Genomic DNA, 20,422 nt, shown 5'->3' on the forward strand with positions numbered 1-20,422 from the left:
TATGCCGCGCCTGATCAAGCAAGTTGCATTCTATGCTCTGGTCGCATTCATTGTGCTGCAGTCGGTTTTCCCTTTTTACTACGCCGCCCTGACATCGATGAAGTCCGGCACGGCCCTGTTCCGGGTGAACTATCTGCCGGTTGATTTCAATCTCTCCAACTACATGGCTGTTCTCGGCAACGGGACCTTTCCGAGAAACATCCTGAATTCGGTCTTCGTAGCCACTGTCGTCGTTCTGATTTCGCTTCTTTTGGCAGTCACTGCGGCATATGCGTTGGCCCGCATTCAGTTCCGGGGCCGCGGATTGCTGCTTCTGACGATCCTGTCGGTATCCATGTTCCCGCAAATCGCAGTGCTGGCGGGGCTGTTTGAAGTCATTCGCGCGATCGGCCTTTATAATTCGCTCTGGTCGCTCGTCCTTGCCTATATGATCTTTACCCTGCCGTTTACGGTTTGGGTCCTGACCACATTCATGCGCGACCTGCCCGTCGAAATCGAGGAAGCGGCGATCGTTGACGGCGCTTCTCCGTGGACGATCGTGACCCGGGTGTTCCTGCCGCTGATGTGGCCGGCACTGGTCACGACCGGGCTGCTTGCCTTCATTCACGCGTGGAACGAGTTCCTGTTCGCGCTCACCTTTATTTCCAACGATGACCTCAGAACCGTTCCGGTGGCAATCGCGCTCCTGTCCGGCGCCACCGAGTTCGAGGTTCCGTGGGGCAACATCATGGCCGCCTCGGTGATTGTCACGGTTCCGCTGATCGCGCTGGTTCTCATTTTCCAACGAAAGATCATCTCTGGTCTGACTGCCGGAGGTGTCAAAGGATGACTTTCATTATGCCTTCCAAAGATATGAAGAATGGCTTCGCCACTATCTCCAGCGATGAAGACTGGTGGCGCGGCGCCGTCATCTATCAGATCTATCCCCGGTCTTTTCAGGATAGCAATGGCGACGGCGTTGGGGACCTCGCCGGAATAACCGCCCGGCTGGGCTATGTTGCGGCGCTCGGTGTCGACGCGATCTGGCTTTCGCCCTTTTTCGCCTCGCCACAAAAGGACTTCGGATATGACATTTCGGATTATTGCAATGTCGACCCGATGTTTGGCTCTCTTGACGATTTTGATGCCTTGATTGCCGAGGCGCATCGTCTCGGTCTTCGGGTCATGATTGACCAGGTTCTAAGCCACGCTTCGAGCCAGCACCCATGGTTCATCGAGAGCCGGTCAAGCCGAACCAACCCAAAGGCGGACTGGTTCGTCTGGGCTGACATGCAGCCTGACGGCTCGCCCCCGAACAACTGGCTTTCGGTCTTTGGCGGTTCATCCTGGCAATGGGACAGCACGCGTCGACAATACTACCTTCATAACTTCCTGGCCGAACAACCGGATGTGAATTTGCTCAATCCGGAAGCGCAGGACGCTATTCTGGATACGGTACGCTTCTGGCTGGAACGCGGCGTCGATGGTTTCCGGCTCGATACGACGAACTTTTACTGTCACGACGCGCGCCTTCGTTCCAATCCGCCGGCAGACTTTGTCGAGAAGTCCAAAGAGATCGAGCCGTATCACTACCAGAACCATCTGTTTGACAAGAATCGCCCCGAAACAGTGGATTTCTTGCGCCGTTTCCGGGCTTTGCTGAACGAATATCCGGGCTCTGCGAGCGTCGGCGAGATCGGCTATGGTCCTCAGTCGCTTGACCTGATGGCCGAATACACGTCGAACAACGACAAGCTCAACATGGCTTACACCTTCGACTTTCTGGGTGACGAGTACGATGCTGACATTTTCCGAAAGCGAATTGCCCGCTTTGAGGAAAAGGCAGCCGGCAGCTGGCCATGCTGGGCCTTTTCCAATCACGATGTTTCACGACACGTCAGCCGGTGGCATGAACATGCCGATGATGTCGGCCGGCTTGCCAAGCTTATGGGTTCGCTCCTGCTTTCGCTTCGCGGATCGGTCTGTTGTTATGAAGGTGAAGAGCTCGGGCTGACCGAGGCCGAACTGGCCTACGAGGATCTCGTCGATCCGTACGGCATTCGGCTGTGGCCCGAGTTCAAAGGTCGTGACGGTTGCCGCACCCCAATGCCCTGGGACAGCAGAGCGGATCATGCCGGTTTTTCGCCAGCCCGCCCCTGGTTGCCGGTCGATAGCAACCATCTGCCGCTGGCTGTGAACCGTCAGGAAACCGATCCGACCTCCGTCTTGTCGCATTACAGGGCTTTTCTCGCTTTCCGGCGTGCTCATCAGGCGATGATCAAAGGGGATATCGAATTGCTCCCGGCCAGCGTTGGCGGCGAGCCGATCCTGGCTTTCCGCCGCATGTATGCAGACGAGGAGGTCCTCTGTGTCTTCAATCTGGGGCGCTTGCCGGCGCGATATAAGCCGCCCTTCGATGTGAGCACGTTCAGCGCACTTGAGGTGCCAAGTTTCAGGAACAGCGTGTCAGATGGCGTCATCTCATTGGAAGGCACCAGCGCATTCTTCGGAAAAATCGAGAGGAAATGATCCATGTCCGGTGTAACCCTGTCCGGTGTCAAAAAGAGCTACGGCTCGGTCGAGGTGCTTCACGGCATTGACCTCGACATTCAGCCTGGCGAATTCGTCGTTTTCGTTGGACCGTCTGGCTGTGGAAAATCCACGCTTCTGCGCATGATTGCGGGGCTGGAGGAGATTACCGCCGGCACGCTGGAAATTGACGGGCGTGTAGTGAATTCCCTGACGCCGAAAGAACGCGGCATAGCCATGGTTTTCCAGTCCTATGCTCTCTATCCGCATATGACCGTTTACGAAAACATGGCCTTCGGTCTGTCTTTGGGACGCAACACGCCCAAGAGCGAGATCGACCGGCGTGTTCGGGAGGCTGCGGAAATCCTGCAGATTACTCCCTACCTCGACAGAAGGCCCAAGGAACTGTCGGGCGGCCAGCGCCAGCGCGTTGCCATCGGACGCGCCATTACCCGTGACCCGAGGGTTTTTCTCTTCGACGAACCATTGAGTAACCTCGATGCGGCCTTGAGAGTAGCGACGCGCCTCGAAATTGCCCGTCTTGCCGAGCGCATGAGCGATACGACAATGGTTTATGTGACCCATGATCAGGTCGAGGCGATGACGCTGGCCGACCGGATCGTGGTCCTCAATCAGGGCATGATCGAACAGTTCGGGACACCGATGGAGCTTTATCGCAATCCGGCAAACCTGTTTGTTGCCAGGTTCATCGGTTCGCCATCCATGAACATTGTTCCCGGCGTTTTTTCTCCGGAGGACAACGGCTTCGCGATCGCGTTGGAGGCGGGCGAGCGTATACATATTTCGCGACCTCTGCCGGGAACAGGCGGTCCGGGGTATATTGGATTAAGACCTGAAGACACGACACTGGTGGCGGAAGAAGGCGCATTGTTTGCCGGAAAGGTGATGATGACCGAACCTTTGGGGGAGGTCACGCTTGCCTATGTTGACATCGGTCGGGAGGAAACGCCCTTTGTGGTCAAACTTCCCGGTGAACCAAACATCAAGCGCGGAGACTTCGTCTTTCTCGGCGCAGAAGAAGACTGCCTTCATCTGTTCGATGCCGACGGGCGTCGCGTCAGAGAAATGGCTGTCTGATCGCCGTTTCGGAGATGCCCATTTCTCTCAGATGGTATTCCGTTGTTCGGACTTCACGTCCGGGGCGCAGCACCAGCGCTGAGCGGTCACGAGAGCTCTCGGTCGGTTTCTACAAAATCTCGATGGGGCTCACAGCCGTTCGCTTGGCTGTCTATGGCGCGCAAAATGGGTAACATTATGTGTATCACGAAATGCGTTAGTTGGAAAAAATAAAATAAAAACAATGATGCTATGGGTGCTATCAACCCGGCAAGAGGCACCAAAAAGCCTTCTTTCTAATTTCCGGTATTCTGGCATGGTCGTGTGCCGTGGTGTTCGCGGTGACCTCTTTCGGTTGACGGTCCCATCAGCAAGATGTTCGGCTATCCCTTTTCGGTTTCCACCGTTGCCACCACGGAGAGGCCGGGGATCAGCTTGTCCATGTCTTTCTGGTCGGGGTCGATCGCGATGCGGACCGGTACGCGCTGGGAGACTTTGGTGAAATTGCCTGTGGCATTGTCAGCCTTGATCACCGCGAACTCAGACCCGGCAGCGGGAGAGAAGCGTTCAATGTGTCCGCTGAAGCGCTCGCCATCCAGCGCATCCACGGTGAAGCTGACCTTTTGCCCTACCCGCATGCCGGGCAACTGCGTTTCCTTGTAGTTAGCAATCACCCAAACGTTTTGCGGGACAAGAGAGACGAGCTGGGAGCCTGCGGAGACATATTGTCCGCTGTGCACCTGCACCTGGCCAAGGGTTCCGTCGCGTGGCGCAATGATCCTGGTGTTTTCCAGATTGATCCTGGCAAGCGTGCGTGCGGCTTCGGCGGAAGCCAATCGCGCTTTGAGCGTTTCCCTGTCGATAATCGTGGATTTCAACGACTGTCGGGCGACATCGAGCGCCGCATTCGCCTTTGCGAGCGATGCCTTGGCCTGATCAAGCGTAGCTCTCGACGTCTCAAGGCTGCTTTCGGAGGCCACCTGCTTTTTACTGAGCTTGTGAATGCGCTCCCATTGTGAGGTAGCGTTGGCGAGCACGGCTTCAGCGCTTGCGACATCGGCGCTTGCGGCTTCGATCTGTGCCTTGGCCGTTTCCTGAGCCTGCATATTGCTTTCGAGCGCATTGCTGGCGACGCGCACCGCGGCGTCCGCCTCCGCAAGCTGGCGGGAATAGATCCGGTCGTCGAGCTGGACGAGAAGATCGCCTTTCTTGACTTTCTGAAAATCCTGCACCGGCACATCTGCAACGATGGCCGAAAGCTGCGGTGACAGTCGGGTGACCTGGCCTCTGATATAGGCGTCATCGGTGCGGGTGTCGGCAAAGTTGAACGGCGGGAAATTCCAGGCGAAGAGAAGCGCCAGAATGCCGAGAATGCCGACCGCAAAGACGACATAGGTTGCGAGCGAGCGAAGAGCACGTGTCATTTCTATAGTCCTTGAAATGGTCAGGCCGGAAGGCCTTCCGCCTTTGCGCGCAGTCGTGCACTCTCCCATTTCTCGAACAGGACATCGAGAATAAGGATAACGAGCGCGAGCAGTGCCAGCAGCGAAGTGAAACGAAAAGCATCATTATAAGCAAGCACATAGGCTTGTCGGGTGACTTGCTGGGCTAGCAGTGCAGCGCCTTCCGCCGAGCGGATCACGCTGTCGGTGATCGTCGGTGCATAGGCCCCGGCAAGCTGGCCGATCCGTTCTGAAACCAGCGGGCTGTCTGCCGGCAATGATTGCACCAGGGCTGCCGAATGAACCTGTTCGCGCCAGGTGACAAAACTGCCGAACAGAGCCGAGCCCAAAATGGCGCCGAGCCGTTGCGTGGTCAGAAATACGATGATGAAGCTCAAAATATAGTTCGGCCCGCGTTTCAATGCCGCGATGAAACCGATCATCATGGCCGGCGGCATGAACAGGCCGGAGGCAAACGCAATCAGCGTCTGGCTCAGGAACATATCACGCGGGCGGGTCAGGACCGTTGCCTGGCTGTCAAGCAAGCTGCCGATGATCAGAAGGACCAGCGCTGCACCATGCATATAGGCCACGCGTCCAGGCTTCAGCACCATGGCGCAGGTCATACCTGCTGCAAGTGTCGCGATCAGGATAATGCCGTAAAGCCCGACAAACTGCTCGTTTGAAAGGCCAAGCATGATGAAAAATGACCTGACGCCGGTGGATTGCTCGGCGAGGATGAGCCGGAAGATCATCAATGCGCCGGTAAAATGGATGATTTCCGCCGAGGTTAGCCAGCGGATGTCGAGCAGCGGATCGTCCCTGTTGAGCTCGATGATCGCCATGACCGTCAGCGACGCCACGCCGGCAATAAGCAGCGCGCCTGTCCAACTCACTTCCGTCCACCAATAGATGCGGCCAAGCGAGAGCACGACGGTTATCGCTCCCATGCCAAAGGCAAGAAAACCAAAGGAAATCAGGTCATATCGGCTGATCACTTTGACCCGTTCGCCCGAAACCAGGGGCAGGCGGAAAATCAATGCCAGCGACAGCATCGCCATGCCGATTTCGAAGATATAGAGAGACTTGAAGCCCCCATGATTGAAGAGATAGGGCGCGATGACACCGGCAAGCGGTGTCGATATCAGCATCACGGTCATGGCGCTGCTGAGCCCGATATTCATTTTCCGTTCGCGCGACAGGCCCTCCAGCATGTAGAGGATGGAAATCGACGACATCGGGGCTGCGGCAATGCCGGCAAAGAAGCGGACGATCAGCGCGGTCTGGAAACTATCGACCCATAGATGTGCGAGATTGATCAGGACGAAAAGCACAATCGAGACTTCCGCGAAACGGCGAATGCCGAACTGCTGGCGCATCTTGAACAGCATAAGCGTCAGGCAGGCATTGGGCGCCAGGTAGGCGGCCATGAGCCAGCTCGCTTCGGCCGTGGTCGCCTTGAGCGGCCCGGCGATCTGCTGGATCGTGACCGAAATGAAAGACATGCCGAGCCCCTGGGTCAGCCCGATGACCGCTGCCGCAAACATATAGGCCAGAAGCTGCGGGAGCGGTTTTGGCGGCTGCGGCGGCGCAGCGCCGGGATAAAGCGGGCGGGGCGCCGGTTCTGCCGCCGCCGGCCTCTCCTGAACGGCTTCATTCATCTTCCGGCACCTCCGAAAGCTGGTCGAGCCTCGCGATGATCGCCTCGAAGACACCGGTTGCGATATCGATATGGGCGGGATCCATGTCGGCAAAAATCGTACGGGCGATCTCGCCGCGCAGAACAGAAAGCTCGTCGGCCATTGCCGCGCCGTGCTTTGAAAGCACGATGAGTTTGGCGCGTCGGTCTGCGGGATCCGGGTGGCGCTCGATCAGGTCGTGCGCCTCCATGCGATCGAGAATGCGGACGACGGTCGGCTTTTCCAGCTCCAGCTCGCAGGCGAGCATGCTCTGGTTCATCGTCTCGTGCTTCGACAGGAGCTGGATGACCCGCGCCCGCGTGAAGGTTAGTCCGAAGCGGGCGACCTGAGCGTTGTAATTTGTGCGCATCTTGCGGCTCGCGACCGAAAGCGCTTCGACAAACGCGGCATATTGCTGGGTACTGACAGGCGGCATAATGATAGTGTTCTATTATTTAATGAGCTAATTGATAGCAAGCTACATAATATTTGATGAAACTAAAATCAAGGCCTTTTCAGAAGCCTCTTTGCGGCCCCGCCCAGCAGCGGCTGCGATCAAAAGGGCGCCTTTGTCTCCATGCTCAGAGGCCGATTTGTGCGCTGCGGAAATAACAGGCGCAAATCGGCAAAAGATTGAAAATGATTTTCTAGCCAGGTTGTGTTCAGGCGAATGGCTTTCTTGGATTGGGTGATCAACTTTTCTAGATTTCGCCACAGTTCGAAACACGAAAGAATGGTTTCCCAATGAGAAAAACACTCTTCGCCGCGCTTGGCGCCGCTCTCCTCCTGACCGCCGGTGCGCCCGCAAAGGCCGAGGAACAGGTGGAAATCCTGAACGTGTCCTATGATATCGCGCGTGAGCTTTACGCCACGATCAACCCGGCTTTCGCCGAGTACTGGAAAAACGAGAGCGGACAGGATGTGACCATCAAGCAGTCCCACGCCGGCTCCTCCAAACAGGCGCGCGCCATTCTGCAGGGGCTGAAGGCCGATCTGGTGACCTTCAACCAGGTGCTCGACGTGCAGATCCTCGCCGACAATGGTTTTGTCGCCGAGGACTGGCAGCAGGCCCTGCCGAACAATGCATCGCCCTATTACTCGCTGCCGGCCTTCCTGGTGCGCGAGGGCAATCCGAAGGATATCAAGGACTGGGACGATCTCGCCCGTGACGATGTCCAGCTCGTCTTCCCCAACCCGAAGACGTCGGGCAACGCCCGCTACACCTATCTGGCGGCCTATGCCTATGCACTTGAGAAGTTCGGCGGCGATGATGCCAAGGCGCGCGAATTTGTCGGCAAGGTTCTCGGCAATGTCGCCGTCTTCGATACCGGCGGCCGCGGCGCGACGACGACTTTCGTCGAGCGTGGCATCGGCGATGTTCTGATCACCTTCGAGGCCGAAGTCGAAAACATTCGGGCCCAGTACGGCGAAGATGAATACCAGCGCGTCGTCCCGTCGATCTCGCTGCTGGCCGAATTCCCGGTCGCGGTCGTCGAGAAGGTCGCCGAAGAGCGCGGCACGCTGGACGTTTCCACCGCCTATCTCGAATTCCTCTATACCAAGGAAGGTCAGGAGATTGTCGCTTCGTTCAACAACCGCGTCCACAATCCGGAAGTGAAGGCCGAATATGCCGACAAGTTCCCGGAGGTGAAGCTGGTGACGGTCGAAGAGGTGTTCGGCGGCTGGGAAGCGGCCAACGAAACCCATTTCAGCGACGGTGGCGTGCTGGACCAGATCCAGGCAGCGCGGTAAATCGAACTTTGTGAGGAGCGCCGTCTGATACACTTGCAGGGCGGCGCTTTTTTCTCGGGTTCAGTGGCATTTCGCACTCCGCTTCCGAAACGCGTCACCCTCGGGCTTGACCCGAGGGTCCTGGCGAGGCTTTCCGAGCGGCCTGGATGCTCGGGTCAAGCCCGAGCAAGACACGTCGATAGGTACGGGATCTGTCGAAAAGCTGATTGTCGGATGGCGGCTGATCTGCTCTACCGTCTTTGTCGCAAAGCCTTTCTCCTGACCTGTCAACAAATCCCGCGCACCGTCACACAGTCATTGCTAGAACCCTCGGCATCACCTTGCAAAGGCCATCATGACTCTCATCATGCCGACAGAGAACAGACGCGCGAACCGCAGCGTCATGCCCGGCTTCGGGCTGACGCTTGGCGTTACGCTGCTGTTTACCTGCCTGATCATCCTCTTGCCGCTGAGCGCCTTGTTCTTTCAACTGGGTCAGCTTGGGTTTGGCGATTACTGGCGCATCATCTCGTCGGATCGCACGCTCGCGGCCTTCCGGGTGACGATTTCGGCCGCGCTGATGGCGACAGTGTTTAATGCCTGCTTCGGTCTGTTGCTCGCCTGGGTGATCGTGCGCTACAAGTTTCCCGGCAAGCGCCTCCTGGATGCCCTGATAGACCTGCCCTTCGCACTGCCGACGGCCGTTGCCGGTATCGCGCTGGTCGCCCTTTACGACCGCAATGGCTGGATGGGTATGCTGCTGGCGGAGATGAACATCAAGGTCGCCTATACCTGGTGGGGGATCGCGATCGCCATGACGTTTACCTCCGTGCCCTTCGGGGTCAGAACCGTGCAGCCGGTGATGGAGAGCCTCCGAACGGATCTCGAAGAGGCCGCGCAGACGCTGGGCGCAAGCGATATCCAGGTATTCCGCCACATCATCTTTCCGCAGCTCTGGCCAAGCTTCATTATGGGCGCGTCCCTTGCCTTCGCCCGTTCGCTCGGCGAATTCGGCGCTGTCATCTTCATTGCCGGCAACATGCCCTACAAGACCGAGATCGCTTCGTTGCTGATCATGATCCGCCTCGATGAATATGATTTTCCCGCCGCAAGCGCGATTGCCGGAACGCTGCTGTTGCTGGCGCTGGTGGTGTTGATTGCGGCCAATATCGCGACCGGTCGCGCCGGACGCCACCTGAAGAGGGGAGGCTGAGCAATGGCGACTGAGACCATGCACCCGCAAGTACGCGCCCTGATGCGCCGCCGACGTGCCCGGCGTTTCGTGCTCGTTATCATTGCCGTGGCCTTCGCAGCTCTGGTGATGGGCATGCCGAGCCTTGCGATCTTCGTGCGTGCCTTTTCCGAAGGGATCGGCGCTTATGTGGCAAGCATCAACGAGCCGGAAACGCTGCATGCGATCACGCTGACGGTGATCACGGCGCTGATCGCGCTGCCGGTCAACATCGTGTTTGGCATTTGCGCGGCCTGGGCGGTCACGCGGTTCCGTTTTCCGGGCCGCCGCGCGCTCGTCACCATTATCGAACTGCCGTTCTCGATCTCGCCGATCGTTGCCGGTCTCTGCTACCTGCTCGTCTATGGATCCACCGGCCTTGTCGGCGGCTTCCTCGACCAGTGGAACATCCAGCTGATGTTCAACCTGACGGGGATTGTGCTGGTCTCGCTGTTCGTGACCTGCCCCTTCGTCGCTCGCGAACTGATCCCGCTGATGGAAATTGCCGGCCGCGATCAGGAAGAGGCCGCACTGACGCTCGGCGCCAATGGCTGGCAGACTTTCTTTTACGTCACGCTGCCGAACATCCGCTGGGCACTGCTCTATGGCGCGATCCTCGCCAATGCCCGCGTCATCGGCGAATTCGGCGCCGTCAGCGTCGTTTCCGGCAATATTCGCGGGGAAACCATGACGCTGCCGCTGCAGGTCCAGCTTCTCTATGATGATTACAACGTGACCGGCGCCTTCGCCGCAGCCACCATCCTTGCCGCGATCGCCGTCCTCACCCTGATCCTGCGATCGGTAATCGAGGCGCGGCATCCGAATGTGCACTGAGTTCAACCGGGAGACCGATCATGGGTCTTGAGATCGAAAATGTATCGAAATCCTATGGCAGCAACCTGGTGCTGGATGCCGTCAATCTGGATGTGGCGCCGGGCGAGTTTGTCGCGCTCCTGGGCCCGTCCGGCTCCGGCAAGACCACGCTTTTGCGGATCATCGCCGGCTTGCAGTTTGCCGACAGCGGCAGGCTGTTGATGGAGGGCGAGGACATTACCGGGCTGGAGGCGCGACTGCGCCGCTTCGGCATGGTTTTCCAGAGCTACGCGTTGTTCGAGCATATGAGCGTTGCCGACAACACGGCCTTCGGGCTGAAGATGCGCCCGCGCGGGCGTCGCCCATCGCGCTCCGAGATCGGCGAACGGGTGAAAACCCTGCTCGACATGGCCGAGATCGGCCATCTGGCGGACCGCTATCCCTCGCAGCTTTCCGGCGGTCAGCGCCAGCGTGTGGCCCTTGCCCGTGCGCTCGCCATCGAACCGCGCCTTCTGCTGCTGGACGAGCCGTTCTCCGCGCTCGACACGAAAATCCGGAAAGGCTTGCGCACCGCGCTGCGCGACCTGCAGAAACGGGTCGGCATTTCCGCCATTCTGGTCACCCACGACCAGGAAGAGGCCTTCGAGATCGCCGACCGCATCGCCGTCATGTCGGAGGGTCGAATCGAACAGTTTGGCACGGCTGAGGAGCTTGTGCGCTCGCCGGCAAGCCCCTTCGTCTCGGAGTTTCTGGAAGGCATGGCGAATTACGAAAACCAGGGCGCCGGCATCTGACCGGCCTTCGGGCTCCTCTCAGAGCCCCAGTTCATGCCACATCCGGTCGACGCTGTCCTTGACCGGTTCCGACATCGCCAGCACTGCGCCCCATTCGCGTTCCGTTTCCGGGCCGATCTTGTTGGTCGCGTCAAGGCCGAGCTTGCCGCCGAGCCCAGGTTTCGGCGAGGCAAAGTCGAGATAGTCGACCGGCGTGCGCTCAAGGATGAGCGTGTCGCGCGAGGCATCGAAACGCGTCGCAAGCGCCCACATCACATCGTCCCAGCGTCTGACATCGATATCGGGATCGACGATGATGATCAGCTTGGTCATGTTGAACTGCGACAGCATCGACCAGAGCCCCATCATCACCCGGCGCGCCTGTCCGGGATAGCGCTTATCGATCGAAGCGACGATGGCGCGGTAGGAGCAGGCCTCCGGCGGCAGGTAGATGTCTGTGATCTCGGGAAATTGCTGTTTCACCAGCGGAATGAACAGCTCCGTCATCGCCTCGCCCAAAACGGAGGGTTCGTCCGGCGGGCGTCCGGTATAGGTCGACAGATAGACCGGTTTCCTGCGCATGGTGATCGCCGTGATCGTGACCACCGGGAAGCGCTCGACGGCGTTGAAATAGCCTGTGTGGTCGCCGTAGGGGCCTTCATCGGCTTCCTCGGTCACTGAGACCGTGCCCTCCAGCACGATTTCCGCATTGGCGGGCACGGAAAGCGGCTGGGTGAGGGCAGGGGCGATGCGCGTCTTGCGGCCTCTGAGCACGCCGGCGAAATCAAGTTCGCTCATATCCTCCGGCAGCGGCATCACGGCCGACAGGATCGTGGCCGGATCGGATCCGATGGCGATGGCCACCGGCATGTCCTTGCCAGCCTTTTTCCACGAACGGAAATGTTTTGCGCCGCCGCGCTGCTCGAGCCAGCGCATGATCAGCCGGTTCTTTCCGAGCACCTGCATGCGGTAGACGCCGACATTGGCGGGGCCGGAGCCCCCGCAATCACGGGTGATCACCAGCGGCCAGGTGACAAGCGGGGCCGGCTCGCCCGGCCAGCACCACTGGATCGGCAGGCGGCCAAGATCGATATCCTCGCCGCGCCAGACGATCTCCTGGCAGGGGGGGCGGTTTTCTTCCTTCACGCCAAGCGAAAGCGCCGAGCGCAGAAGCGGAAGGCTTCCCATTGCATCCTTCAGGCTTGCCGGAGGATGGGGGGACTTCAGCTCGCTCAGGAGCGTGGCCAGTTCGCCGATTCCGCCTTCCGCCAGGCCGAAACCCCATTCGATCCGCTCGCGCGTTCCGAAGAGGTTGGCGACGAGCGGGATCGCGCTGATTCTTCCGCTATCATCTACCGGCTTTTCAAACATCAGCGCCGGGCCGCCCTTCGCGAGCACCCGCCTGTGGATCTCCGTGATCTCGTGTTTCAGCGCGACCGGTCTTGAAATCCGCTTCAGCCGGCCACGGCGTTCGAGCGTTTCAAGGAAGTCCTGGAGCCCGTCATAACGGTGCGGCGGCATGTCTTTTTTCATGTTGTTTCATTGACGTTCGCAAAAGCTCGGGTCTTTGCGCTAGCTCAAATCGGAGCGCTCCTACTGCCGATAGTTTGCAGCCATCACGGCTTAACAAAAGGCAGAACTGATGAGACTTCCGCCAGCACTCGCGATACCCTTTGATCTTGTGCCGGTTCCGATTGCCGAGCGCACCGCCAACATGCTGCTGCAGCGGCTGGTCCGCCGCCACCCCGGCCTGTTTGAACGGCTGGGCGAACATAAGGCCAAACGCTACTCATTTCGCCCGATCGACCTGCCTTTCGTCTTTGTCGTTTCTCCGGCTGACGAAGAGGTAACCGTGCTGCGCGGCGATGCTCCAGATGGTGCCGATGCGTCCGTCGAAGGGCCGTTCTTCATGCTGCTGGCGTTGATGGAAGGCCGGCTGGACGGCGATGCGCTGTTCTTCTCGCGCGATCTGGCGATCTCGGGCGACATGGAAGCCATGCTGGCGCTGAGAAACGCGCTTGACGATTGCGACATCGACCTGCCGAGCGATCTTTCGACGCTCGCGGGTCCCTTCGCTCCGGTCATTGCCCGTACGGCGGCGCGTATTCGCGGCAAAGTTCTGTTCGAGGAGCCGCGTTCATGGAGCTGATCTGCCCCGCCGGCACCCCCTCCGCCTTTCGCGCCGCCGTCGATGCCGGCGCGGACGCCGTCTATTGCGGCTTTCGCGATGAGACCAATGCCCGCAATTTTCCGGGCCTGAATTTTTCACGTGAGGAGCTTGGCGAGGCGATCGCCTATGCCCACCGGCACGGCGCCAAGGTGCTGGTCGCGCTCAACACCTTCATGCGCGCCGGAGCGGAAGAGATTTGGTACGAAGGCGCACGGGATGCTTCAAGGCTCGGCGCCGACGCCCTGATCCTGGCCGATATGGGGCTTATGGCCTATGTGGCGGAAAACCTGCCGGAGCAGCGTCTTCATGTCTCGGTTCAGGCCTCCGCCTCCAATGCGGATGCGATCAGCTTTCTGGTCGATGCCTTCGGCGCTAAACGCGTCGTCCTGCCGCGCACGCTGACGATTGCCGACATCGCCAGGATTTCCAAGGCCGTGAAATGCGAGATCGAGGTCTTCGTGTTCGGCGGGCTTTGCGTGATGGCCGAGGGGCGCTGCGCGCTGTCTTCCTACGCCACCGGCAAGTCGCCGAACATGAACGGCGTCTGTTCGCCTGCAAGCCATGTGCGCTACCGCCGCGAAGGCAATGAGATGGTTTCCGAGCTTGGCGGCTACACGATCAATCGCTTTGGCCAGGGCGAGCCCGCCGGTTATCCCACGCTCTGCAAGGGTCGCTTCGATATCGGCGAGGCCTGCGGCTATGCCTTCGAAGACCCGGTTTCGCTCGATGTGATGAGCGAGATCGACGCATTGCGCGCTGCGGGCGTTTCTGCGCTCAAGATCGAGGGTCGCCAGCGCGGCAAGGCTTATGTGGCCGAGGTCGTCTCAACGCTTAAGGCCGCGCTTGATGCCGAGCCGGAACGCCGGGCGGCGCTGCTCGCCGGGTTGCGCGGCCTGTCTGAAGGCCAGAAAACGACGTCTGGCGCCTATGAAAAGAAGTGGCGATAAGGAGGAGATCGCATGACCAGCACGCAACTCACGCTCGGCCCGGTCTATTATCTCTGGGACGGACCGAAATGGCGCGACTTCTATTTCCGCATCGCCGACGAAGCGCCGGTTTCGCGCGTCATTGTCGGCGAGACGGTCTGTTCCAAGCGGCAGCATTTCATCGACCCGCATATGGATGAAGTGATCGAACGGCTGGAGGCCGCCGGCAAGGAAGTGGTGATTTCCACCTATGCGCTGGTCACGCTGATGCGCGAGACCAAGACATTGCGGGCCATTGCCGAGGGAAACGACCGGCTGATCGAGGTCAACGATCTCTCCGCCTTCATGTATCTCGACAGCAGGCCGCATACGGTCGGCCCGCTCGTCAATGTCTATAACGCAGCAACAGCAAGGCTCTTGAAGACGCGGGGCGCGACCGCGCTCTGCCTTCCGCCCGAGCTGCCAATGGATTCGATTGCAGCAATTGCCGGAGACGAACCGGGCGTCGAGCTTGAGGTCTTTGCCTTTGGCCGGGTGCCGCTGGCAATCTCGGCGCGCTGCGCCCATGCGCGCTCGAAGGGCAAGATCAAGGATAATTGCCTGTTCGTCTGCGGTGAAGAGCCGGACGGGCTTGAGGTGCGCACGCTTGATCGCCAGCCGTTCCTGAGCCTCAACGGGGTTCAGACCATGTCGCACACCTGCCAGTCGCTCATCGGCGAACTGGACGAATTGAGGCGCGCGGGCATCAATCGCTTCCGCCTGTCGCCGCAGGATTGCGACATGGTGGCGGTAGCAGAGGTTTATCGCGATGTGCTTGAAGGTCGGCTCGACGCGCAGACTGGCAAGGCGCGGCTGAATGCGATCTATCCCGATGTTCCTCTGTCGAACGGCTTTCTCTATGGCAAGGAAGGTTCGGCCCTCGTCGCCTACTCCGCCGATGCGTGAACGGGACTAGCCAGCCATCGAGGCGGCAAAAAGGGTCAACCCCATCAGCATCACCAGCAGCGCGCCGCCGATCTCGATGACGCGGCCGATGGCCGTTGCACGTCCCGAGCCGGGGCCGGCGAGCCGGACGGCGAGCCCCTTGGCGGATACTGCGATGATGGCGAGCGCCGACACCGTGATCGCCGTGCCGATCGCCATGGCGAAGACCGAGGCAATGCCGCCGAGGATCAGGCCATTCAGCAGAGCGAAGGTCAGCACGATCAGCGCGCCCGAGCAGGGTCGCATGCCGATGGCAAGGATCGCGGCACTTGCGCCCTTCCAGTCAAAATCCTTGGCCCCAAGCATTGACGGTTCCGGCATGTGGGCGTGGCCGCAGCCGCAATCGGGGCCGTGGACATGGTCATGGTGATCATGTGCTGCGTGATGGTGGTCGTCATGATGATGGTGGTCGGCGTGCCCGTGCCCGTGCCCATGATTGTGTCCGTGATGATCGCCGCCCGCTCCGGCAAGGGCCATTGCATGGCCGCCATGTCCGGAGAACAGCGGGCGCGACTTGGCGAAGACAAGCCATGCGCCGAATCCGGCGATCAGAAGAAAGCTCGCCCGTTCCATGAGCAACGTCGCATCACCCATGGAAACGGCAGTCCCGCGCAGGACGAGATAGGCCGCGCCCACCAGCAACACGGCCGTCAGTCCCTGTGCCAGCGACGACAAAAGCGAGATCAGGATGCCGCGTTTCAGCTCCGTCTCGTTGGCAATCATGTAGGACGAGATCACCGCCTTGCCGTGACCCGGGCCGGCCGCGTGAAAGACGCCATAGGCGAAGGAGAGGCCGACGAGTCCCAGCACCTTGACCGGGTCGTCCTGCATGGCCTTCAGCGCGCCGGTGAGCGCCCGGTAGAATTGCTGCTGGTAGTGGTTGATGGCGATCAGAAGCCCCTGGAACGGGCCGAAGGAGGAGGAAAAGGACGGCTCCGACGCGCCGATGCCGAGCGGAGACTGGGCGGCGGCGAATTTCGCGCCGGCGACAAAGGCGAGGACCATCAGGACAACGGCGAGAAGAGGGCGGGCTAGTCGCATGTGATATCCAGCTTGGTGGCGAAAAGTTTGCTCATATCGGTCGGGTCATTGAAAAAGGCGGCGGTTAGGCTGTCGGCGTTTTCCGACAGGATCTGGTCTGCATCAGGCCGCAGGACATTCGTCTGGCACTGCTCAAAGGCAGCGCCCTCGGTCACCAGGTCGGTGTCGTTGCGAAAATCGATCGCCGTATACATCGTCGGATCGTAGACGCCGAAGGTCAGGTGGCCGGACAGCGGCAGCGGCTTCTTCGGCTTTGCCGCGAAAAACAGGAGCAACTGCCCGTCCACCATGTCGGCATGGATCACATCCGGCATGGCAAGCGCCACGTCCTCGCCATTGTCGCTGATCTGCGTGTAGTAATTATAGTCGGCGAGCGACTGGCGCACGGTCTCGCCGATCTCGGTCAGCTCGTCGCCGGTCAGTTGATTGTCCATGTTGGTGTCGTAGTCGAGAATGACGGAGGATGAAAAGAACTCGTCGAACCGCCAGACATTCTGCAATGCCGCCACATTGCCATTCGCGTCGGCGACCACCTCGAGGCGCGCGTCGACGAAGACATGCGGATGCGCGAATGCCTGTCCGGAAGCTCCGGCGGCGCAGAGCAGGCCAAAAAGCGCGGCTTTGATTTTCAAGTCATCATCCCCCGATGGCGGCGATCTGGCCGGATTGTGATCTCATGGACCAGAATTGAGTCAGAAACGTGCCGACTCATTGTTTTTCGCAGTCGTTTTCCCGGAACCACTTCGACAGGAAATCGACAAAGGAGCGGACCTTGACGGGCAGGTACCGCCGGTGCGGAAATACCGCATAAATGCCGGAGTGCTGCGGCAGGTATTCGTCGAACAGCGATACAAGTTCGCCGGAATCGATCGCCCGGCGGGCGACGAAATCGGGCAGAAGCGCGATGCCAAGGCCGGACAACGCGCCGCGCATGGTCACCATCGGCGAATTGACCTCGATCGGTCCGTGGATCGGCACGCTAAAGGTTGTGCCGTCTTCCGGGTTCACGAAACGCATCGTGTTGAAGGATTTCGGATTGGTGTCGACGATCACCGGGTGATGGGCAAGGTCCGCGGGCTTTTTGAGCGGCCTTTCGAGATTTGCCAGATAGGCGGGCGAGGCGCAGACCCGGTTGATCGAATCGGCGAGCTTGCGGGCGATCATCGTCGAATCCTCAAGCCGGGTAATCCTGACGGCGACGTCATAGCCCTCCTCGACGAGATCGACGAAACGGTCCTCGGCGACGATCTCGAGCGTCAGTTCGGCATGCGCCTTGGCAAAATCGATCAGCGACTGGCCCGCCGGCGCGTCGACAAAGGTGCGCGGAACCGAAATCCGCAGCCTGCCGCGCAGGTCGGTATTGTTGGCGCGCACGGCATCGGAGAGGTTGTCGACCTCCTGGATGATCTCGGCGGCGCGGCGGAAATAGATATGGCCCGCCTCCGTCAGCGAAAACTGCCGCGTGGTGCGGTTGAGCAGCAAGGCGCCGAGGTCATCCTCAAGCTCGCGCACATATTTGGAAAGCAGCGCCTTCGAGCGTCCGGTCTTGCGGGCGGCGGCGGAAAACCCTTCGGCTTCGACCACATCGATAAAGGCGCGCATCCGCGTCAGGGTGTCCATGGCCGCTCCTGTTGGCTGGCAGGGAAATTTGTTTGAGCTTTGTCAAACAGATAGCACGAATGCGATCTTGTATTAGAGGATTTTGGGGTTCACCCACTTGATTTTCAAGAGCGATTTTAATATCTCTCCGCTTGCCCAAAGTCGCGCGTGCCTGTGGGTGTCCGCCGATCTCTCGAATGGTGAGGAACTCGGTAAGGTACCTGGAATTAACCCCTCCAGTCGCTTCTCCGGCCAACCGGTCAAGCGAGGACATCTTGAAGCAACGACGGTGCGGGCCTTTCTGGTGTCTCCCGACTTTCCAACAGTCGGGGTACTAAAGAGGCACATACCATCATTGCCGGAAGTGCGGTTGGGATATCCCTCCAATCCAAGGCAGACAAAGCCGGATGAGCTGTAACAGGCTTGTTCAATCTTAAGCGGTCGCCGCAAACGGTCCCCGGGGTCTCCACCGGCCGGGTTCGTGCGCGGATCGATACGCCCTTTGTCGACCCTAGCTTCAGGGTCATTGCTTCGAAAGAAGGGGGTTACCATGACCACCGAACGTATCGCCGAATTCTTCAAGACCCGCCGTCCCGAAGGCCCCTGCCTGGTCGTCGATCGCGAAGTGGTGCGCGACAACTATACCGCCTTCCGCCGCGCGCTGCCCGACAGCGCCATCTATTATGCGGTGAAGGCCAATCCCGCGCCGCAAATCCTTGAGCTTCTCGCTAGCCTCGGATCCAATTTCGATTGCGCCTCCGTGGCCGAAATCGAAATGGTCCTGGAGGCCGGCGCCGGCGCCGACCGTATCTCCTTTGGCAACACCATCAAGAAAGAGCGCGATATCGCCCGCGCCCATGCGCTTGGCGTCAACCTCTTTGCCGTCGATTGCCATGAGGAAGTCGAGAAGATCGCCCGTGCCGCCCCCGGCGCCCGTGTGTTCTGCCGCGTCCTGACTGATGGCGAAGGCGCCGAATGGCCGCTGTCGCGCAAGTTCGGCTGCGTTCCGCCGATGGCTGTCGACGTGCTGGTCTATGCCCATCAGCTGGGTCTGGAAAGCTACGGCGTTTCCTTCCATGTCGGCTCGCAGATGACCAAGCTCGAAGCCTGGGATGCCGCGCTTGCAGATGCAAAGCGCGTGTTCGCCCAGCTTGCCAAGCAGGGCATCTACCTGCAGATGGTCAATATGGGCGGCGGTTTCCCGACCAAATATCTGCGCGACGTGCCGACGGCGGAAGCCTACGGCCAGGCGATCTTCGCAGCCCTTTCGCGTCACTTCGGCAACCAGTTGCCGAAGACGATCATCGAGCCGGGCCGCGGCATGGTCGGCAATGCCGGCGTGATCAAGTCGGAAGTTGTTCTGATCTCGAAGAAGTCCGACGATGACAAGCATCGCTGGGTGTTCCTCGACATCGGCAAGTTCGGCGGTCTCGCCGAAACCATGGACGAAGCCATCCGCTACCCGATCCGCACGGACCGCGACGGCGACGAGATGGAACCCTGCGTCCTGGCCGGTCCGACCTGCGACAGCGCCGACGTGATGTACGAGAAGAACATGTATCCGTTGCCGATCACGCTCACGATCGGCGACGAGGTTCTGATCGAGGGCACCGGCGCCTATACGACGACCTATGCCTCCGTCGCCTTCAACGGCTTCGAACCGCTCAAGTCCTACGTCATCTGAAGACCTCTTCGGATGACGGGTGTGAAGTGAGACTGCGGCCCTCCCTGCGGCCGCAGTCTCGGTAGCACGCCGGCGCGGCTGACGCTGCCGGTCTTTTGAGGCTGATTTTTCGGGGGATTGGTCTGATGGCCCCTTTCTTTCAGGACAATGTGATTTTCGCGGACGCTCCGGCCTTCACCATCGGCGAGGAAGCCGCGTTCGATGCCGTCGCGCGGGAAAACCTTCTCGATCGCGCCATGGGCCCGATGCGCAAGAAGAAATCGTCGGAAAAGCTCCGCCGCAACCGGCTGCCGGCCGAAGGCCTGGCGCTCGTCGCACGCGATGACAACGGCGTGCTGATCGGCACGGTCCGGCTCTGGCATGTCGATGCCGGCGTGGATGCCGCCGGTCGCGCCGTGCCCGCGCTTCTGCTCGGCCCGCTCGCCGTCGATCCTTCTGCCAACGGCAAGGGCGTCGGCTCGGCCTTGATGCGCGCGGCGATCGCTGCGGCCGAAGCCCGCGGTCACGGCGCGATCCTGCTGGTTGGCGACCCTGAATATTATCAGCGCTTCGGCTTTGTCGCCGAGAAGGCGGAGCATCTCGTCATGCCGGGACCGTTCGAGCGCCGCCGCTTCCTCGGTCTGGAACTGAGGGAGGGGTCTCTTTCCGGCGCGGCCGGCCTTCTCGTTGCCGCCGGCGTCAAGGCGCCATCGGCCCGCGCCAAGCCGCTGCGGCGCGCTGCCTGATCCGTCTTCATCCCGGATATGAAAAGACCCTCGCGGCCA

General features: G+C 60.1%; 19 protein-coding genes. 12 read left to right on the forward strand and 7 right to left on the reverse strand.

Annotated elements, in window-relative coordinates; all coding sequences use genetic code 11:
- Position 1: 1 nt before the first annotated feature.
- From FF124_RS03740 to FF124_RS03750, 3 genes are read left to right on the forward strand one after another with little or no spacing between them, the layout of a single operon-like run.
- Positions 2–829, forward strand: a complete 828-nt coding sequence (locus FF124_RS03740) for a carbohydrate ABC transporter permease (protein ID WP_132309151.1) — start codon at positions 2–4, stop codon at positions 827–829.
- Entirely contained in the window at positions 826–2,508 is a 1,683-nt protein-coding gene (locus FF124_RS03745; protein WP_425462501.1) for an alpha-glucosidase, read from the forward strand. The genes FF124_RS03740 and FF124_RS03745 overlap by 4 nt, the downstream gene beginning before the upstream one ends.
- 3 nt (positions 2,509–2,511) lie before the next feature.
- The gene (locus tag FF124_RS03750) at positions 2,512–3,606 is read left to right on the forward strand and encodes an ABC transporter ATP-binding protein (protein WP_138747151.1); all 1,095 of its coding nucleotides are present in this window, start codon (positions 2,512–2,514) and stop codon (positions 3,604–3,606) included.
- Positions 3,607–3,968: 362 nt separating this feature from the next.
- On the opposite strand, the gene FF124_RS03755 is transcribed toward FF124_RS03750, so the two are convergent.
- The 3 genes from FF124_RS03755 to FF124_RS03765 are packed head-to-tail and all read right to left on the reverse strand — an operon-like array spanning position 3,969 to position 7,142.
- Complete coding sequence (locus FF124_RS03755) at positions 3,969–5,009, reverse strand: HlyD family secretion protein (RefSeq protein ID WP_138747152.1); 1,041 nt, start codon at positions 5,007–5,009, stop codon at positions 3,969–3,971.
- Between the two features lie 20 nt (positions 5,010–5,029).
- Positions 5,030–6,688, reverse strand: coding sequence for an MFS transporter (locus FF124_RS03760; RefSeq protein ID WP_187326799.1), 1,659 nt, complete (start codon positions 6,686–6,688; stop codon positions 5,030–5,032).
- Complete coding sequence (locus tag FF124_RS03765; protein WP_138747153.1) at positions 6,681–7,142, reverse strand: MarR family winged helix-turn-helix transcriptional regulator; 462 nt, start codon at positions 7,140–7,142, stop codon at positions 6,681–6,683. The genes FF124_RS03760 and FF124_RS03765 overlap by 8 nt, the downstream gene beginning before the upstream one ends.
- A 308-nt stretch (positions 7,143–7,450) precedes the next feature.
- On the opposite strand from FF124_RS03765, the gene cysP reads away from it, so the two are divergent.
- The 4 genes from cysP (at position 7,451) to FF124_RS03785 (ending at position 11,275) form a co-directional block, all read left to right on the forward strand.
- Positions 7,451–8,458 (forward strand): thiosulfate ABC transporter substrate-binding protein CysP, encoded by a 1,008-nt coding sequence (gene cysP, locus FF124_RS03770; protein ID WP_138747154.1) that lies wholly within the window; start codon positions 7,451–7,453, stop codon positions 8,456–8,458.
- Between the two features lie 334 nt (positions 8,459–8,792).
- Positions 8,793–9,650: a sulfate ABC transporter permease subunit CysT gene (cysT, locus tag FF124_RS03775; RefSeq protein WP_210237429.1), complete on the forward strand. Its 858-nt coding sequence runs from the start codon at positions 8,793–8,795 to the stop codon at positions 9,648–9,650.
- A gap of 3 nt (positions 9,651–9,653) precedes the next feature.
- Complete coding sequence (gene cysW / locus FF124_RS03780; protein ID WP_138747155.1) at positions 9,654–10,502, forward strand: sulfate ABC transporter permease subunit CysW; 849 nt, start codon at positions 9,654–9,656, stop codon at positions 10,500–10,502.
- Positions 10,503–10,522: 20 nt separating this feature from the next.
- Positions 10,523–11,275: an ABC transporter ATP-binding protein gene (locus FF124_RS03785; protein WP_138747156.1), complete on the forward strand. Its 753-nt coding sequence runs from the start codon at positions 10,523–10,525 to the stop codon at positions 11,273–11,275.
- A gap of 18 nt (positions 11,276–11,293) precedes the next feature.
- On the opposite strand, the gene FF124_RS03790 is transcribed toward FF124_RS03785, so the two are convergent.
- Entirely contained in the window at positions 11,294–12,787 is a 1,494-nt protein-coding gene (locus FF124_RS03790) for a UbiD family decarboxylase (RefSeq protein ID WP_138747157.1), read from the reverse strand.
- A gap of 106 nt (positions 12,788–12,893) precedes the next feature.
- Here FF124_RS03790 and ubiT point away from each other — a divergent pair, with 106 nt between their 5' ends.
- The 3 genes from ubiT to ubiV are packed head-to-tail and all read left to right on the forward strand — an operon-like array spanning position 12,894 to position 15,295.
- On the forward strand, positions 12,894–13,403 hold the full coding sequence (gene ubiT / locus FF124_RS03795; RefSeq protein WP_425462506.1) for a ubiquinone anaerobic biosynthesis accessory factor UbiT: 510 nt from the start codon (positions 12,894–12,896) through the stop codon (positions 13,401–13,403).
- Positions 13,394–14,371: a ubiquinone anaerobic biosynthesis protein UbiU gene (gene ubiU / locus FF124_RS03800; RefSeq protein ID WP_138747159.1), complete on the forward strand. Its 978-nt coding sequence runs from the start codon at positions 13,394–13,396 to the stop codon at positions 14,369–14,371. Before ubiT ends, ubiU begins: the two co-directional genes overlap by 10 nt.
- Positions 14,372–14,383: 12 nt before the next feature.
- Positions 14,384–15,295 (forward strand): ubiquinone anaerobic biosynthesis protein UbiV, encoded by a 912-nt coding sequence (ubiV, locus tag FF124_RS03805; protein ID WP_138747160.1) that lies wholly within the window; start codon positions 14,384–14,386, stop codon positions 15,293–15,295.
- A gap of 6 nt (positions 15,296–15,301) precedes the next feature.
- Here ubiV and FF124_RS03810 read toward each other — a convergent pair whose 3' ends face one another.
- The 3 genes from FF124_RS03810 to FF124_RS03820 all read right to left on the reverse strand — a co-directional run bounded on the left by FF124_RS03810 (position 15,302) and on the right by FF124_RS03820 (position 17,995).
- Positions 15,302–16,375, reverse strand: coding sequence for a nickel/cobalt transporter (locus FF124_RS03810; RefSeq protein ID WP_138747161.1), 1,074 nt, complete (start codon positions 16,373–16,375; stop codon positions 15,302–15,304).
- Complete coding sequence (locus tag FF124_RS03815) at positions 16,366–17,007, reverse strand: DUF1007 family protein (RefSeq protein ID WP_425462502.1); 642 nt, start codon at positions 17,005–17,007, stop codon at positions 16,366–16,368. The genes FF124_RS03810 and FF124_RS03815 overlap by 10 nt, the downstream gene beginning before the upstream one ends.
- A gap of 76 nt (positions 17,008–17,083) precedes the next feature.
- The gene (locus FF124_RS03820) at positions 17,084–17,995 is read right to left on the reverse strand and encodes a LysR family transcriptional regulator (RefSeq protein WP_138747162.1); all 912 of its coding nucleotides are present in this window, start codon (positions 17,993–17,995) and stop codon (positions 17,084–17,086) included.
- Between the two features lie 529 nt (positions 17,996–18,524).
- On the opposite strand from FF124_RS03820, the gene odc2 reads away from it, so the two are divergent.
- Positions 18,525–19,658, forward strand: coding sequence for an ornithine/lysine decarboxylase (odc2, locus tag FF124_RS03825; protein WP_138747163.1), 1,134 nt, complete (start codon positions 18,525–18,527; stop codon positions 19,656–19,658).
- 125 nt (positions 19,659–19,783) lie between these two features.
- Positions 19,784–20,383, forward strand: a complete 600-nt coding sequence (locus FF124_RS03830) for a GNAT family N-acetyltransferase (protein ID WP_138747164.1) — start codon at positions 19,784–19,786, stop codon at positions 20,381–20,383.
- Positions 20,384–20,422: the final 39 nt, after the last annotated feature.

This window comes from Martelella lutilitoris (genome assembly GCF_005924265.1).
Lineage (GTDB): Bacteria > Pseudomonadota > Alphaproteobacteria > Rhizobiales > Rhizobiaceae > Martelella > Martelella lutilitoris.